The organism is Streptomyces sp. NPDC048197 (genome assembly GCF_043202395.1).
GTDB lineage: Bacteria > Actinomycetota > Actinomycetes > Streptomycetales > Streptomycetaceae > Streptomyces > Streptomyces siderophoricus.
Map to the genome: position 1 here is coordinate 131,917 of NZ_JBIDAJ010000014.1, position 15,707 is coordinate 147,623.

At 68.6% G+C, this 15,707-nt stretch carries 11 protein-coding genes and 2 pseudogenes; 5 read left to right on the plus strand and 8 right to left on the minus strand.

Going from position 1 to position 15,707, the window contains the following annotated elements; translation table 11 throughout:
- Positions 1–50: 50 nt before the first annotated feature.
- On the plus strand, positions 51–1,382 hold the full coding sequence (locus ACGF4C_RS20195) for an LLM class flavin-dependent oxidoreductase (protein ID WP_393567943.1): 1,332 nt from the start codon (positions 51–53) through the stop codon (positions 1,380–1,382).
- A 310-nt stretch (positions 1,383–1,692) separates the two neighbouring features.
- On the opposite strand, the gene ACGF4C_RS20200 is transcribed toward ACGF4C_RS20195, so the two are convergent.
- From ACGF4C_RS20200 to ACGF4C_RS20210, 3 genes are all read right to left on the minus strand, one after another.
- Positions 1,693–2,490 carry a lantibiotic dehydratase gene (locus ACGF4C_RS20200; RefSeq protein ID WP_393568031.1) on the minus strand — a complete coding sequence of 266 codons (798 nt, stop codon included), beginning with the start codon at positions 2,488–2,490 and terminating at the stop codon, positions 1,693–1,695.
- Positions 2,491–3,058: 568 nt separating this feature from the next.
- Positions 3,059–4,273: an amidohydrolase family protein gene (locus tag ACGF4C_RS20205; protein ID WP_393567945.1), complete on the minus strand. Its 1,215-nt coding sequence runs from the start codon at positions 4,271–4,273 to the stop codon at positions 3,059–3,061.
- Positions 4,274–4,936: 663 nt separating this feature from the next.
- Positions 4,937–6,388, minus strand: coding sequence for a membrane-associated oxidoreductase (locus ACGF4C_RS20210; RefSeq protein WP_393567947.1), 1,452 nt, complete (start codon positions 6,386–6,388; stop codon positions 4,937–4,939).
- Between the two features lie 45 nt (positions 6,389–6,433).
- Here ACGF4C_RS20210 and ACGF4C_RS20215 point away from each other — a divergent pair.
- The 3 genes and pseudogenes from ACGF4C_RS20215 to ACGF4C_RS20225 form a co-directional block, all read left to right on the plus strand.
- Positions 6,434–6,865, plus strand: a pseudogene (locus tag ACGF4C_RS20215) (helix-turn-helix domain-containing protein); the annotation flags it as partial.
- A gap of 90 nt (positions 6,866–6,955) precedes the next feature.
- Positions 6,956–7,153 (plus strand): annotated as a pseudogene (locus ACGF4C_RS20220) (hypothetical protein); the annotation flags it as partial.
- A gap of 360 nt (positions 7,154–7,513) precedes the next feature.
- Complete coding sequence (locus ACGF4C_RS20225) at positions 7,514–7,906, plus strand: DUF6193 family natural product biosynthesis protein (RefSeq protein ID WP_393567948.1); 393 nt, start codon at positions 7,514–7,516, stop codon at positions 7,904–7,906.
- Positions 7,907–7,925: 19 nt separating this feature from the next.
- On the opposite strand, the gene ACGF4C_RS20230 is transcribed toward ACGF4C_RS20225, so the two are convergent.
- Together ACGF4C_RS20230 and ACGF4C_RS20235 are read right to left on the minus strand one after the other, a co-directional pair.
- Entirely contained in the window at positions 7,926–8,465 is a 540-nt protein-coding gene (locus ACGF4C_RS20230; protein WP_393567949.1) for a hypothetical protein, read from the minus strand.
- Between the two features lie 298 nt (positions 8,466–8,763).
- Positions 8,764–9,036: a helix-turn-helix domain-containing protein gene (locus ACGF4C_RS20235; RefSeq protein ID WP_393567951.1), complete on the minus strand. Its 273-nt coding sequence runs from the start codon at positions 9,034–9,036 to the stop codon at positions 8,764–8,766.
- On the opposite strand from ACGF4C_RS20235, the gene ACGF4C_RS20240 reads away from it, so the two are divergent.
- Positions 8,926–9,762 carry a hypothetical protein gene (locus ACGF4C_RS20240; RefSeq protein ID WP_393568038.1) on the plus strand — a complete coding sequence of 279 codons (837 nt, stop codon included), beginning with the start codon at positions 8,926–8,928 and terminating at the stop codon, positions 9,760–9,762. The genes ACGF4C_RS20235 and ACGF4C_RS20240 overlap by 111 nt on opposite strands.
- Before the next feature lie 479 nt (positions 9,763–10,241).
- On the opposite strand, the gene ACGF4C_RS20245 is transcribed toward ACGF4C_RS20240, so the two are convergent.
- The 3 genes from ACGF4C_RS20245 to ACGF4C_RS20255 all read right to left on the minus strand — a co-directional run bounded on the left by ACGF4C_RS20245 (position 10,242) and on the right by ACGF4C_RS20255 (position 15,655).
- A complete protein-coding gene (locus ACGF4C_RS20245) occupies positions 10,242–12,368 on the minus strand; it encodes a serine/threonine-protein kinase (RefSeq protein ID WP_393567953.1) in 2,127 nt (708 codons plus the stop codon).
- Positions 12,369–12,429: 61 nt separating this feature from the next.
- Positions 12,430–14,676: a PQQ-binding-like beta-propeller repeat protein gene (locus ACGF4C_RS20250; protein WP_393567955.1), complete on the minus strand. Its 2,247-nt coding sequence runs from the start codon at positions 14,674–14,676 to the stop codon at positions 12,430–12,432.
- 7 nt (positions 14,677–14,683) lie between these two features.
- Positions 14,684–15,655, minus strand: coding sequence for a serine/threonine protein kinase (locus tag ACGF4C_RS20255; protein ID WP_393567957.1), 972 nt, complete (start codon positions 15,653–15,655; stop codon positions 14,684–14,686).
- Positions 15,656–15,707 lie beyond the last annotated feature (52 nt).

Genomic DNA, 15,707 nt, shown 5'->3' on the forward strand with positions numbered 1-15,707 from the left:
TCCGGCCGGTGCCGTCATACTCGTTGAGAATTTCCCGAAGGGGGAACACGGTGACCCGCAAACTGCATCTCAATGCCTTTTTGAGCAGCGTCGGCCATCACGAGGCGGCCTGGCGGTTGCCGGAGAGTGACCCGCTGGCGGACACCGACATCGAGTATTACCAGCACCTGGCCCGGGTGGCCGAGCGGGGCAAGCTCGATTCCTTGTTCCTCGCTGATCACCCGGGGCTGTGGGGGGACATCAGCCGTCGGCCTTCAGCCGCCTTGGAGCCGACCCTGCTGCTGACTGTCATGGCCGGTGTGACCAAGCGCGTCGGCCTGATCGCCACTGCCTCCACCACCTACAACGAGCCCTTCAATCTGGCCCGTCGCTTCGCCTCACTGGACCACATCAGCGGTGGCCGGGCCGGCTGGAACATCGTGACGACGGCCACCTTGCAGGCGGCACGGAACTTCGGCCTGGACGACCTGCCCCTGCACCGGGATCGGTACGCCCGCGCCGACGAGTTCGTAGAGGTCTCCCGCAAGCTGTGGGACAGCTGGCAGGACGACGCCATCCGGGGGGACAAGCAAGCCGGTGTCTGGGGGGACAATGACCGACTGTATCCGCCGGCGCACCAGGGCACGTACTACAAGGTCGCAGGTGCGCTGAACGTTCCGCGCAGTCCGCAGGGCCACCCGCTTCTTGTCCAGGCAGGATCTTCCGAGGACGGGAGAGACTTCGCGGCACGGCACGCAGACGCCGTATTCACGGTGCAACAAACTCTGGAGGAGGCCCAGGCGTTCTACGCCGACCTGAAGAAGCGCGCTGCCCGGTTCGGCCGGGATCCGGAGACCGTCAAGATCCTGCCCGGCATCGTCCCTACGATCGGCTCGACGCGGGCCGAGGCGGAAGAGCTCGACGCCCGGCTGGCACAGTTGATCAAGCCGGAGCATGCGATCCGGCAGCTGGCCAATATCCTCCAGGTTTCGCCAGAGGAATTGCCGCTCGATGAGGAGCTGCCCGCGCACCTCACCACCGAGCGACACATCGAGGGGGGACAGGGCCGCTACGCACTCATCGTCGGCATGGCCCGTAGGGAGAAAATGACGGTGCGTCAACTCATCGGCCGAATGGGCGCCGGCCGCGGGCACCGCAGCATTACCGGCACTCCGGGCACGGTGGCCGATGCGATCCAGCACTGGTTCGAGAGCGGCGCTGCGGACGGCTTCAACATCATGCCGCCGGTACTTCCCTCCGGTCTGGAAGATTTCGTCGACCACGTGGTACCGATCCTGCAGGAGCGCGGTCTCTTCCGCACCGAGTACACCGGGCTCACACTTCGCGATCACTACGGTGTGACGCGACCGGCCCACCCATACTCGGACCAGGGGCGTGGATGACGCTTACCCGCACCCTCTGCACCTCCTTTCGCCTCCTCAAAAGGACTCGTCGTTGGTGCTCCAGCCGCGAAGCGTGAGCTTCTCGTCCTCTTCTTGGCTCGTCACCGGAATGGCTGGCGAGGGTTTTGGTGGCCTGATGACGGCGTCAAGACGTCGTTTCCGTTGGGGCTGTGGGCTTGTGGGCTGTGGGCTGTGGGCCGTTGTGCTGACATGGCGAGTGCGGCCGCCGGCGGGCCCGAGATCCTGAGTGCCTGGCCGCGATTGTCTTTAAGCAGGGTGCCGACGGATATGGCACCGTCGGCCAGGACAGTCACGGCAACAGCGAGCACGGCGATGCGCACCGGTGAGAATCGGGACACCTGGGCAATGCGCGGTTCCCCGCACGGCTTCCCCGGAGACCAGCGCCAACTGCCGTAAGGAGAGCCGGAGGCGGCGGGACCAGCGCGGCACGACACCTCGGCCGGCAGCCCCCAACGGTCCGGTCACTCATCGGCGACCACTCCGGACCACCCGCCGACCGCTTCGCCCAGCGCCTCGGCGACCGCCTCCCGCTCGGAGTGTCGTGCAGGCGCTCAGCGGCTGGTCCGTAGGCCAGCGGGCCGGGAAGATGCAGATGCAGGGACAAGTGCTGGTCCTCGTCGGGGCGGGAGAGGACTCGATGGCGGTGGAACCACCATGCCGGCGGGGTGTCGAAGGTCGCCAGTAGCTCAGGTAGGTGTTCGGTCAGCAGCTCGTCGTACCGATCCGGGTGGCCGAAGAGCTGGGCGTGCAGGACTGTTGAACGCCCCGGGAGGTGGGCCGGGCTGTCGGGGAGGGAAGCGGGGAGGGCGGTCGAAGGGGCGGCGGCCCCGTTCGACATGGCAAGGAGGACTTCGTGGGGGCGGCCGATCCAGCCCAGATCGGCGGGGTCTGGGGCCTCGCGCAGTTCGAGTCGTTCAGCAGAGTTGATCCGTTGCCGTAGAAGGAGCCGGTGGGCCGGGACGGTGAGGTCGAGTGGCAGGCGCTGTTCGTGCTCGACGACGGCTATCCGCTGCGGAACGTGCAGCCGGGCCCGCCACGCCGCGAAGGCGTCCTCCCACCGTTGCATGCTCGCCGAGCGCGCCGGCAGGTTTGCCCCTGCGAAGTTGGGAAGACAGTGCTATCGGGAGTTGAGACGTTAGCCCAGGCTCATGAGTTCCAGCAATGGCTGAGAGCTCGCCCGTGATCGTGGTTGAAGTGCACGCGATCAGGTTCTTGGTCTGCTGATGGTGCAGCGCCGGCAACTCGCCGACCTGCGAGTATGTCAGCCGAGGAGACCTTGCAGGGCCCGCTGGCCCGGGAATGGTCGCTTGACTGAGGCGGACCGTGGGACTGCGGCTCTGCTGGATTGGCCATAGTCGGCCGCTCCGAGCTGACGGTCCCACCTGGCACAGGTTGTCGGAAGCGTCTTGTGCCGTCCAGGTGCATCGACCCTGTTGGTGAGACGCGTGTGATAACAGGTGAGAGATTAGGAACCCCCATTGGCTGGCTCCGGCGGGGGTTTCTGCGTTCGGAGTTGTCAACGGTCATGACTGGCCTGGGCACGGGCCTGGTGGGGGCGTCGTCATGTGGACCCACCGAGCCGGTGGGCACGTCATGCACGGGCTGGGCGATTCGCATCGTGAACAGACGCTGGATGTCGTTGCAGGTGAGCGGGATCAGCTCTGGAATAGCCTTCCAGCTCGGATCACGGCCCGGATGTCGAGCAGAGTCTCCAGATGCTGGAGCGGATTGCCGGCTACCGCGATGAGGTCGGCGTCGTAGCCGGTGGCGATGCTGCCCTTGCGATCGGCCAGCCCGCATGCCTGTGCGGCAAGGGAGGTGGCCGAAGCCAAGGCTTCGGTGTTGGTGAGGCCGAGAGAGCCGAAGTGGATGATTCCGTACGGGAGCACGCCGTGGGGTTTGCGGGGGCCGGCACCGGCATCGGAGCAGCAGACCAGCCGTGCTCCTTCGCGGTGCATCCGTGCGAAATTCGCGCTGCGCTGCTCCACACGCTCGGCCATGTGCGGTGCGATCATCGAGCCTGTCGGCAGCCATGCTTCGGTGGCACCGATGAAGATGCCTGCCTGCACCACGGCCTCAACGGTCTTCCAGTCGGGCTCGACGCCATCCTCGGTGAAGAAAGAGGCATGCTCGAGGCCGTTGACGCCCGCTGCGACGGCATCAGCCATCCCCTGTCGTCCGTGCGCATGCGCGGTGACCGGCCTGCCGTGAGCATGGGCGACCCGGGTCACCGCGGCCAGTTCGTCGCGTGTGTACTGCGACTGATGCGGCCCCCATCCAGGAGTGGTCACACCACCGGTCGCCATGATCTTGACTACGTCGACGCCGTGAGCGATGTGTTTCCTGACCGTGGCCTCCACAGCCGCGATGCCGTCGGCCTCACCTCCCAAAAACCAGCAATGTCCGCGAGTTCGCGTGATGGGAGGCCCGGCGGCAACAACCTCCGGGCCCATCTCCAAGCCCGCCATGTAGCGGTCACGGAGCGAGAGGGCGAGAAAGTGACGATCGCCGAGGTCCCGCACGGTTGTGACGCCCGCCCGCAGTTGCTGCCCGGCGTGGAAGACCATGCGGGTGAGGGTCGTTTCGGTATCTTCGTCCGCCATCGCCTGCTTCGACCTGTCGTCGGGGTCGAAGGCGAGGTGCACGTGGGAGTCGATGAGCCCGGGTAACAGCGTGGCGTCACCGAGATCGAGAACGCGCAGGTCCGCGGAGGGAGCCGCTCCTGTCATATCGACGCCGGCAATGCGCGAACCCTCGATGAGTACCAGCGGCCGCCCCGCTCGTACTGCGTACCCGTCGAACAGCCGCGCCGCGCGGACCGCCCAGACCCGCTGGTCCTCTATGTGTCGTCGTCCGCCGCTGGAAACCACCCGGGTGTCTCCTCACCACTCAGTAACTGCTAATAGCCCAGCCATAGGTCGCGATCTTGCTGATGGGGCCGACTGGGAACGCGTACGGCCACCGTTGAACGTCGGTGTTGTGAAGACTGACGATCATGCGGCGGCCGTGGGTCACAGCGTAGACCCTGCCCGCTGGCAGGAGGCGTCTGAGCCCTTGATGGGGCGGATTGCGCGTCGGTTGGCGCGGGTTGAGCCCGATCCGTGGGTCTTCCAAGGCAGCAGGTCGCTGACCGTGGAAGCGCGCTGATCCCATCCGGTAGTCGGGACCAAGGCCTTCCATGCGCTGGCGCCTTGGTGAACCCTGAGGGATAACGTGATGGCGACCTTTGCGATCTGTTGCGGTCGGCCAGAGTCGGATTCAGGGTGTTCCGTGGGCTGAGATTGCGGAGCCCGGGACTCGCGGTGAGCCGCGCGAGGCGAGAAGGGAACGCTTGCCGTGTTGCAGTGGCACGTTTGCTCAACGGCCTTACCTCGACCGGAGTTGCCGGAATCGAACCACGGGCCCTGAACTTGGGACAGGAGGCCTTTGGTTCTCCACCAGTGCCGCATCAGACAAGGTTCGCCCCGTTGTGACGTGTCGCTCGGTTGCTGCGCCAGACGGCACCGAGTTGTTGAATGGGGGTGCAAGCGGTGCTATTGGCGGTTGAGGGTGCGGGTGATCCCGGCAGCGATGGTCGTGGCGAGAACCCAACCGACGGCAATCAGTAGGTAGGACAACCACTGGTAAACGCCGGTGGGCGCGAAGGCATTCTGCTGACCGAAGTCGATGACCGGCAGAAGAAGGTCCAGGGTGTAGATGGGGGCATTGAGCCCTGGGCCTTTGCCGTGCTCGACGGGTGGTGGGTGGTGCATTCCGTACACGACTGAGCCCAGAAGGAGCAGAGCCAGGAGCCAGCCACCGGCACGAGTGGGGCGGAAGCCGTACCCCACGGTCGCGTCCTGGATATAGCCCCATGTCTTGGCGTACCAGGGCAGAGTGACCCTGCGTCGACGCTGCTTGGCGAGTTGGACTGTGCGGGCGTCGGCGTCATCGCCGACGCGGCGGTAGGAGGCCGCGAGCTGCTCGTAGCTGTGAGGGACGAAGCCGTCAGTGTCGCGCTGTAGCAAGGCGAGTCGGTCTGCGGCGGGAAGGCGCGGGGTGAGCGCCTCGTACGTCAGTCCCTCCAGGCGTACCGTGGCCGGCCAGACCTGTGGCGCAGCCTCAATGACCTTGAAGCAGGCGTAGTGCATTTTGACGTCGCCGGAGACTGGTTGTGCATCTCGCAGCGTCAGCTGAGTGGCTTCGCAGCTGCTGATGCCCAGTGCGACGCTGCCTGGGTTGCTGAGCTTGGCTTCGATGAAGGAGATCCAGCCTGCGACCTTGGCGCCAGTAAGCCTGATCCGGCCCTCGGCAGTGAGGCCACCAGCGTTGAGGACGGTTCCGGCGGTGAGCCGTGCGGCGTCGAGGGCATCGCCATTCGCGTTCTTGACCTGGGCATCTTCTAGATCGACAGCCCCTTCGACATGCGCCGTGCTGAGGCGGATCCCGCCCAGTGCCACGAGGCCCGGTGCCCATAGATCGGCACCGACAGAGGCGTGATCGAGTCGGAGTGCCCATCCGCCACCAGTACCGAGGCGCGCGTGGTCCAGGAAGATTCCGCTGGATATCTCCGCGTTACTCAGCTGGACGCTTCCCGCTATTCGGCAGTTGGTGAAGCGGAGTGCACCTTCGACGCGAAGGGACGTGGCCGCCAGAGCGGGAAGGCAGGACCCGCTGAAGTCGAGTTGGCGAGTCTGCGTTCCGTCGAGTTCCAAGGAATGCTGGAAGTGGCAGGAGGTCAGACGGATCGGGTGGTGTATTTCTGCGTGCCGGAGGTCGAGGACGCCGGTGATCTTCGCTCCGGCGACGCGCAGAGCGGGCGCTTCGCCGGGTTCGGATGAACTTCCCAGGAGGAGGGCCCGGATGACCTCCGCCCGAACAGTTCGTGCCGCGCCCTGAATCGTTGAGGGGTCCTCACTCTCGTCTTGGCGGACGTCGATCGCTACACCACGGGGGAACGCCTGCCAGATGCGACGTTCCAGAGGCGTCAGGTCTGTGATGTCCATCCGCAGGACCTTATCCGTCCGGAGAAGGACGGCAAGAATGATCAGGTGGCTGAACTCGTGCAGGTCGGGGACATTGACGACGACGAGGGCAGGCGGTTGCTGCGGATCATCCGCAGGGGCAGCGGGTCGGTGGTGACCTGGCGGCGGGCCCAGATGGTGCTGTTATCTGCACAGAGCATGTCCGTGGCGAAGATCGCCGATGTCACCTTCACCAGCACGGACCGGGTCCGGGACGTGCTTCACCACTTCAATGCCGACGGCTTCGAGGCGCTCTACCCGAAGTACAAGGGCGGCCGGCCCAAGACCTTCACATTCCCGGAACGCCGGGAGATCAAGAAGATCGCCAAGTCCAGGCCGGCCGAGCACGGCCTGCCGTTTTCGACCTGGATCCGGGCCAAGCTGGCCGACTTCCTGGTCGCCGAGGGGGTGGTCGACGACATCGGCCATGAGGGCCTTCGGGTCCTGCTCCGCGAGGACGCCGGCGTGCCTGCGCGGACGGAACAGCGTCCGGCGGCCGGTGGCGGTGCGGTCCGGCAGCGGGAGGGGCCGTAGCTTCTGCTGCCGGCCATGGAGTCGGTATTCGGCCACCCCCTGTCCGGAACCGGCAGGGTGCCTTGGCATGATGTCGGCGCCATGCCTGTCACCGCTGCCTTGCGATATGTCCGGGCCGCGGTGTTCGCCGCGGTCTGCGTCGTGCTGTCCGCCGCAGGGCACGCCGTGATGTCTTCCGGTCCTGCTCTGCCGGGGTGGACGCACGTCCGCGGCCAGGACGATCCGGCCGTCCACCGCTCTCGGCAACGGAACCGAAGCCAGGTCCGCACCGGCCCGTCCGTGCACAGCAGCGCGTCACATAACTCGAACAGCGCGTCGCCCCGCGTGGTCAGACACGCGTACAACTCCGTCCGGAAGCGTGACACTTCCGCGAACGCATCCCGCAGGACGCCCTGATGCCTCAAATTCACGACCACGGCCTTCGCGCTTTCCTCTGACTCTGTGACGGAGCAAAGGATCAGGAGAAGGCCGCTCTCGCGTCCGGCCTTTCCCATCCCGATTGATCAAGTTCGAGGGACCATTCGATCAATCAGGCGGTCACGGTCGGCCGCGCCCCTCGTGCACGATGGTGACGTGAACAGGGATGCAGCGCACGAAGCCGTCGTTGGCGCAGGCTGGCAGGCAGTACGAGACGACGGGCGGGTACGGGTGGAGTTGTGGGAAGCGGCCTACGCCGAGCCCTGCCTGCGGCAACTGTTCCCCTGGACCGGGATGGGAGAACTTCACTTCAGCCGTTGCACCGAACGACGGTGGACCTGGGACATCCCGTACATTCAGCCCGCCGCTGGGGGCACCTACTGGGTCTCTGGTCCCCTCCGAAGCCAGACTGTTGGCCCGGCAGCTACAGCACAGGAGGCCATCGCCATGGTGGTCCAGCGTCTTCCCGCGGGCTGCGGTCCTGCCTTCCTGGGCACACCGGAAGAACTCGCGGCTCACGAAGCCGCAACGAAGAGGCACCCAGACTGACGAAGGTTAAAAGACAAGGTCAGGGCCTGTTCGGGTACCACACCGCAGGAAGGCTCAGCCCCGTTGGCACGGCTTGACCGGGTGGTGGCAACAGGCCAACAGGCGCGTTACCCCGCGCCGCGGAGAAACTTACGGTGCCGCCGGAGAACTCCGCGCCGTTGAAGGTGAAGCCCAGGTGATGCCCCTGCCAGGAGTGAGAGTGGTTGCGGCGGATGCGGAGGTGGTCACGGATGAGGCGGATGACCGTGTGTCGGACCTCTCGCAAGGCCAGGTAGCCGTGGAGTGCGTCCGCGTCGTCTGCCGGGAGATCGGCCTTGGCGGTGTAGGGCTGGCGGAGGTAGGCGCACAGGACGTCGATGCAGGTCTGGCGCAGGGCTGGTGTGGGGGCGTCGTCGGCAAGGCCGGCCAAGGCGTGCACGCCGCCGAGGCGGACCGCGGCGGACTCCTGGCCGAGTTGGGAGACGGCGGTGGTGAACCGCTCGGTATGCAGCCGGGTGGCCTCCCGCAAGGCGCCGTCCTCATCGACCCGCTGGCGCCGGTAGGCCACGACCAGGGCCACCAGGGCACCCGCTCCGGCCCCCCCCCCCCGAAGGACAGTTTCACCAGATCGAACAGCGTGGTGGCGCTGAGCTGGCGCTCGGGCTTCAGGCCCTGGGCGCCGAGGAGCTCCCAGCCGACGAAGAATGCACCGGCGGCCACGGCGGTCGCGGTGGCGAAGGCCACGGGCAGGACGATCCAGACGTGCCACAGACGCAGGCCGCGCTGGCCGGTGCCGGACCGGGGCAGAGGAAGATTCACACCCACCGAGATCGCTCCGAACCTCCTGCCGGTTGCAGGGCCTCAGCGGCCGGTGCGGTTCAGGGTCGCGGAGTGGGCAGTGCTGGCCCGTCCCCCGCGATGAGGGAATCCCGCCCCGCGGCGAGCTCGGGGACGTACTTGTACAGCGTCGTCCGGGAGAGCCCGAGCAGCTTTGCGATCGAGGTGACCGTGTTCTCCGGACGGTTCAGCAGGTCTCGGGCGTGCCGGATCTGCTCGGGCGTCATTGCTGGCGGGCGCCCGATGCGCTCTCCGCGGGCGCGTGCGGCCGCAATGCCCTCGTGCGTGCCTTGCACGATCAGTTCGCGGCCCAACTCCGCGAGCGCGGCGAAGACATGGAAGACCAGACGACCGCCCGGGGTGGTTTGCAGGCGGCCCCCGCACTCGGTGATCCACAGAGCCGGATGATCCGGTTGCCCGCATTCGCATACACCTGTGTCCGCCCCTGGGTAGCGTTGTTGCTCGTGCAGCTGAGTGTTGTAGTCCCTCTGGTGGTTACGGTGTTCGTGGCGGCTACCGGCTACGCGGCCACATACCTGACGAATCTGCGTCTGGCGCGCCGCAAGGATCATCTGGATCGGGTCAACCGCCAGCTCAGCGAGCTCTACGGTCCGCTCTATGCGCAGTCGGAGGCCGTGGACCGGGCCTGGCGCAAGTTCTTCGTCGCCGGGGGCGGGAACGTGTGGACTGCGTTGGCCCCAGTCACCACGGAGCAGGCCGCCACCTGGCGCTTGTGGATGTCGACGGTCTTCATGCCACTCAACCGGCGCATGGTCGAGACGGTGGTCTCCCATGCCGACCTGCTGCGCGAGGACACGATCCCAGAGCCCCTGAAGGAGCTGTGCGCGCATGTGGCCTGCTATGAACCCATCGTCGCCCGCTGGCAGGAAGACGGGTTCGACTCCGTCCAGGTCGACGATCATGTGTCGATCGCTGGCAATTTCCCGCGTAGGGAGTTGGACGACTACCTACGGAACTCTTTCGAGTCGCTGAAGCTCGAACAGGCCCGGCTGCTTGCGCAGATACAACGGCTGCGCTGAGAAGCTGCGCCCTTGGGGTTGTGGCACAGCTTGTCATCGCCAGAGGGTGGACCGGCGTTCGGGGTGGGCGGTGTCGATGTACTTCATTGCGGTCTCGGCGGCGATACCGAAGACGTGCATGAGGTGGACGGGTCGGCGGTCTGGCGGGCCCTGATCCGGTCGGCCAGCATCTCCCGGTAGGAGGAACAGGCCAGATCCGTGTCGATGATGTAGGCGGCGGCCTGAGCCAAAGCGAGGGGCAGGTATCCCAGGTCGACAGCGAGGCTGTTGACCTGGTCAGTTGGCTCCTGGCGGTTGTGCGCGGCGAGTACGGCGGTTAAGTAAGCGGCGGCTTCCTGGGGGTGAACATGCCCACGGTCACCGAACGCTGGCCTGCTCCCTCCCTGTTCGCGCATCGCAATGAAGCCGGGGCCCTTCGCTTCTGCGGGTGGATGCGCCGGTGAAGTAGCGGGCGGGGAGGGCGGCGCTTGGACGGGGGGTCAGAACACCGGCAGGGCGTAGAGCGAGTCGTCGTTCATGGCGAAGACGCGGTTGCCGTCGGCCACCAGCCACTGGCGGTCGGCCTCGCCCACCTCGTACGTCGCCATCTGGTGTCCGTCCTCCACGCTCACTGCACTGACTTCGTTGAACGTGTCGGCGACGATCGACCAGAGAGCGTTCCCCTGGGCGACGACGGGCGTGTGGATGTTGGAGGTCGCGCGGAGCTGAAAGCCCTGGCTGCCGTCGCTGCGCTTGTATTTGTGGGGGAGGGAGGATGCGTCGTCGCTGTAGCCCTGGTTCGTGACGTACAGGGCGTCCGCGGTGGCGGTCACCGGGCCCCACTCGACGATCGGCGGCGGCGAATGCAGGCTCGCGATCGCACGCTTTCTGACCGTCCACCGCTCCTTGCCGTCGGTGATCCTGCGAGCCGTCATCGACATGCCGTTGAGGTAGACGGTGTCGCCGTAGAGGGTGGGGCGGACGAAGGTGTCGGAGCGGTCGCGCAGGTCCCATACGCGACGGCCGGTGGCGGTGTCGACGGCGAGGACGTTGCCGTCGAGGGTGCCCACGACCAGACGGCCGTGGGCGGCGACGCCTGGCGGGCTGACCTTGGCACGGAACGGCTTGTCGATCGGCGCGGTCCAGCGGATCTTGGCATCGGAGCGGCCGACGGCGCGCAGACGCTTGTCCTTGGTCACCAGGTAGACGGCTTCGTCGTCCGCGGCCAACAACTTCTCCGCGCTGACGTCGGCAGTCCACCGGCGCTCCCCCGTGGTGGGGACGAAGGTGCGCAGCGTCCCCTTGCTGTCGACGGCGGCGAGCAGGCGGTCCGAAAGGGAGAGATAGCGGCCGGTCCCCTTGATGTCGGGGGCGGCCCAACGCCGTTTTCCGTCCACGACGTTGTGGGCGGCGATCCCGCCGCCGCGGGTGCCGAAGACGATGACGTCCCGGACGGGCAGGGGTGCGGGGGTGTCCTCGGCGAGGAGGTGCACGGCCCACAGCTCCTTCAGCGGTTCGCCGACGATGAAGTCGCCGTCATCCGCGTTCAGCAGGTGTGCCTTGGGCGTCTTGGCCGCCGGCGGGAAGGCGAAGAGGTCCACCTTCTTCTTCGGTGGCTTCGGTGGCCGCGGCCACCAGGCGGCGGCCGCCCCGCCGCCCGCGGTGAGCACCACCCCGCCCGCCGCCAGGCCGGTGAGCAGCCGGCGGCGGGAGACCTGCCCGGGGGCCGCGCCGCCGTCGAGGGCGGTGGTCAGCTCATGGATGCCGCTCTCCCGTTCCTTGATCGCCTGGCTCACCGGGCCGCGCCGCCAGGCCCGTTCGGCGCCGCGCGGTGGTGCGAAGCCCCTGGCGATCTGCGCGGGCGTGGGGCGGTCGGCCGGGTCCTTGGCCAGGAGGGGGAGGATGAGCGGGCGCAGCGCTTCCGGGACGTCGGTCAGATCGGGCTCGTCGTGCACGACCTTGTACTGGAGGGCGGCGATATGACCGCCGTCGAAGGCCCGCCGTCCACTGGCCGCGTGGACGAGGACGGCGCCCAGTGAGAAGACATCGGCGGGGGCCGCGACCCGGCGGCCCAGGACCTGTTCGGGGGCGCCGTAGCCGGGGGTGACCGGGACCTGTCCGGCGGTGGTCAGGGTCAGGCCGTGCTCGGGGCGGGCGATGCCGAAGTCGATGACGCGCGGACCGTCCGAGGTCAGCACGATGTTCGGCGGTTTGAGGTCGCGGTGGATCAGGCCGGTGGCGTGGATGTCCGCGAGGGTGTGCGCGATTGACGCGGCCAGGGCGCGGACCGCGGGCTCGTCGAAGGGACCGTACGCCTCGACGGCCTCGTCGAGGGTCGGACCGGCCAGGAACTCGGTGGCGATCCACGGGCGTCCGCCCTTGGTCTCCGTGCCCAGCACCCGGGCCACGCCCTTGCCGGTCACGGCGGTCGCCGCCTGCGCCTCGCGGACGAAGCGGCGGGCGAGGTTCTCCTCACCGGTGAGCTCGGGCCGCAGGACCTTGACCGCGGCGACGGTGCCTTCGGTGTCCTGGCCGACGTAGACCTTGCCCATGCCGCCCTCGCCGAGCACGCCGAGCAGGCGGTACGGGCCGAGGCGGAGCGGGTCGCCGGTGCCGAGCGGTTTCATGGGTGGTGTCCTTCGCACGAGTTTGCGGCCGGTTTGCGGGCCTCGGAGCAGGGGCGGGGGTTCAGCGGAGCGGATAGCCCGCGAGGAAGTCGGGCCCGGAGGCGATGACCATCCGGCTCTTCTCATGGGCGGTGAACTTCGTCCCGCTGGTCTTGTACAGCTGCTCGGTGGTGTGCGAGGTGAGGCCGACGGCCCGCAGGAACTTGCCGGTGAAGCTGTACGAGTAGGCGTACTCGGAGCCGATCACGGGACGGACGAGGTGGTCCGCCGACTTGCCCTCCCAGCTCTTCTCCGTCCACCGCGGCTTCCCGCTGCCGGCGTCGAACGCGACCAGGCCGAGGTCCTCCTCCACCGCGTACAGCACACCGTCCTTGAGGGCCGGCGGTCCGTACGTCTTCCCGGGGCGGCTGCCGGAGGTGTCCCACACCTGGCCGCCGTCGCTCAGCCGCAGCGCCCGCAACGGGCCGTAGCCCAGGTAGAGATGCTTGCCATCGGCCGTCAGCGGATCCCGTACGAGCCGCCGGTCGGCGCCCTTCCACGGCTTGTCCCAGGCGACCTTCCCGGTGCGGAGGTCGCGGGCGACGATCCGGACCTTGGCATCGTTCATCTGCTGGAGGGTCACCAGGAGGTTGCCGACGACCTTGGCGGACAGGACGTGGTGCTCGTCGCTCTTGGCGGAACGGAACGGCAGTGGATCCATCCACTTCCGGCTCCCCTTGGTGAGGTCGAGTGCCGTCACGAACCAGGGGAGCTCGCGTTCGTACTTCTTGACCTTGCCGCGGGAGACCGCCAGATAGGCCGTGTCGTCGGCGACGGCCAGCAGCCGGCTGATGAGGCCGTTGTCCTGGTCGTCCGACACCGGGGCGAGGTGTCTGCCTTCCTTGCCGGTGGCGAGGTCGACGCGGGTGAGGAACCACGAGACGGACTTCGGAAACGCGCTGCCCGCCACCCGTTCCTCGGCCCGCGCGATCCGGTAGACATGGGTGCCGTCCGAGGCGACCTCCCAGCTCTCGTCGAAGGACAGCGAGAACGTCCATCGCGTCTCACCGGATTTCGGGTCCACCCCGCGCGCCTCGGCATCGGACACCATGACGACCTGGTCCCCGGCCACCAGGGGCACTTCAGGATTCTGGTCGTCATCGGGACCGCTGATCTGCTTCTGCCACACCGAGTCCAGCTTTTTCTTCTTCAGTGCGCTGACGCTCGGCCCCGGCTTCGGCTTGGTGTACCCGGGCCCGGTGGCGGGCCCCGGCGCCGCCTCGCCCCGCCCCAGCCAGGCCCACACCCCCGCCCCGGCGCCCGCCACGCCGAGTACCGAGCCCGCGCCCGCCAGCAGCAGTCCCCGGCGGGACAGGCCGCGGGCGGCGGGGACATCGGCGGACGGCACGGTCGCCGGCTGGTTGGGCGGTGCGGGCAGCCGCTGCGGCACGAGCTGCCAGACCTCGCTCGCCCGCCGACCGATCTCCGCCAGCACCGCATCCGGCAGATGGTCTGCGAACTCCCCGTCACCGTTGTGGAGTTGAGCCGCCAGCTCAGCGGTGGACGGGCGCTCGGCGGGATCCTTGGCCAGGGCGCGGGCCAGGACCGGGACGAGGGCGGCCGGGACGCCGGTGAGGTCGGGCTCGCGGTAGCGCACGCGGTAGAGGAGGTCCGCGGGCTGTCCGTCACCGAACGGGCCGCGGCCGGTGGCGGCGAAGACCAGGACCCCGGCGAGCGCGAAGACGTCTCCGGCCGGGGTGTGCTCCTGCCCGGTGGCCTGCTCCGGCGACATGAATGCCGGGGTGCCCACCGCGGCGCCCGTGCGGGTCAGCCGGTCGTCGCCGAGGGCCCGGGCGATGCCGAAGTCGATGACCTTCGGGCCGTCCGCGGTGACCATGATGTTCGACGGTTTGAGGTCGCGGTGGACGACGTCCGAGCGGTGCAGCTGGCCGAGCGCCCCGCACAGCGCCGCCCCGAGGGCGCGGGCCGTCACCTCGGGCAGCGGGCCGGCCAGCGCCACCGCCTCCTCGAGCGGCGGGCCGAGCACGTACTCGGTGGCCATCCAGGGGGTCTCGGCGAGCGGATCAGCCTCGACGACCTGGGCGCCGTATCGGCCGCCGAGGACCCGGGCGGCATCCGCCTCCAGCCGGAAGCGGGTACGGAATTCGGTGGTGGTGGCGATCCGGGCGTGCATCGTCTTGAGCGCCAGGGTGCGGCCGCCCGGGGAACGGGCCAGATAGACGGTGCCCATACCGCCGCTGCCCAGCCGGGCGAGGAGGCGGTAGCTGCCCAGGCCGGGCGGATCGTCGTGGGCGAGGGGAAACGGCATGGAGGCGTCAGTCCTGTGGGGCGGGCGGAACCGGGGGGATTGCGGCGAGCAGCTCGGCCGACTGGCGGGCGAGGGCCGCGATGATCCGGCCGGGCAGCCAGCCGGGACCGAGCAGGGCGGCGGCGCGGCCGGCCGGGTCTGTGGACCTCAGGAGCACGGTGTCGGGGGACATCGGTCCGGAAGCCGGGACGGGCGACGCGGGGGCCGGGCCGCCCGCTTCAAGGAGATCGAGCAGTTCGGCGGGCCGCGGGCGCGCCGCCGGGTCCCGGGACAGACAGGCCGTGATGCCGGTCCGCAGGCCGGCCGGCAGTTCTTCCCACTCGGGCACGGTGTAGCCGGTCGCGGCATAGGCGAGCGTCGCGCCGAGTGCGTAGACGTCGCCCGCCGGATGCGGCTGCCCGCCCGTCGCCTGTTCCGGCGGCAGGCTGCCCGACTCCAGGCCCGGCAGCCCGGAGCGCGCCGTACCGTCCCCGGCGGCGGCCCGTACCGCCCCGAAGCACGTCAGCCGGGGCCCGTCGGCCGCCAGCAGCACGGCCGCGGGCGACACACCGGCATGAGCCAGGCCCTGCCCGTGCCCGATGACCAGGGTTTCGACGAGGGCCACGCCGATGGCCCGTACGGTGCCCTCGGGCAGCGGGCCGCCGTACACGGTGAGCGCAGCGGGCAGCGGGAGCACGGGCACATACGGGCGGGCGTGCCAGGGGGCGTCACCGGGGGCGGCGACCTCGGTGGCCGGTGAGGACCAGGGGCCGAGCAGATAGCGCGAGGTCGCTGCCTCGGCCAGGAAGCGGTCCCGGTCGGCGCCCGGCAGCGGCACGCCGATCAGGACCGTACGGTCGCCGTCCGCGCTCCGGCCGATGAACCGCCGCTCCGGTACGGGTATGCCGGACGCCTCGTCATCCAACCCCCGCAGCACCGTATAGGGGCCTATGGCGCTCCCGCGCGCCCGGCCCCCCGCACCCGCAACAGATGCAGGCATGAACCCCATCCCCCGTGTGTCCTACGACATCGCCCGAAGAGCCTACCCGGGC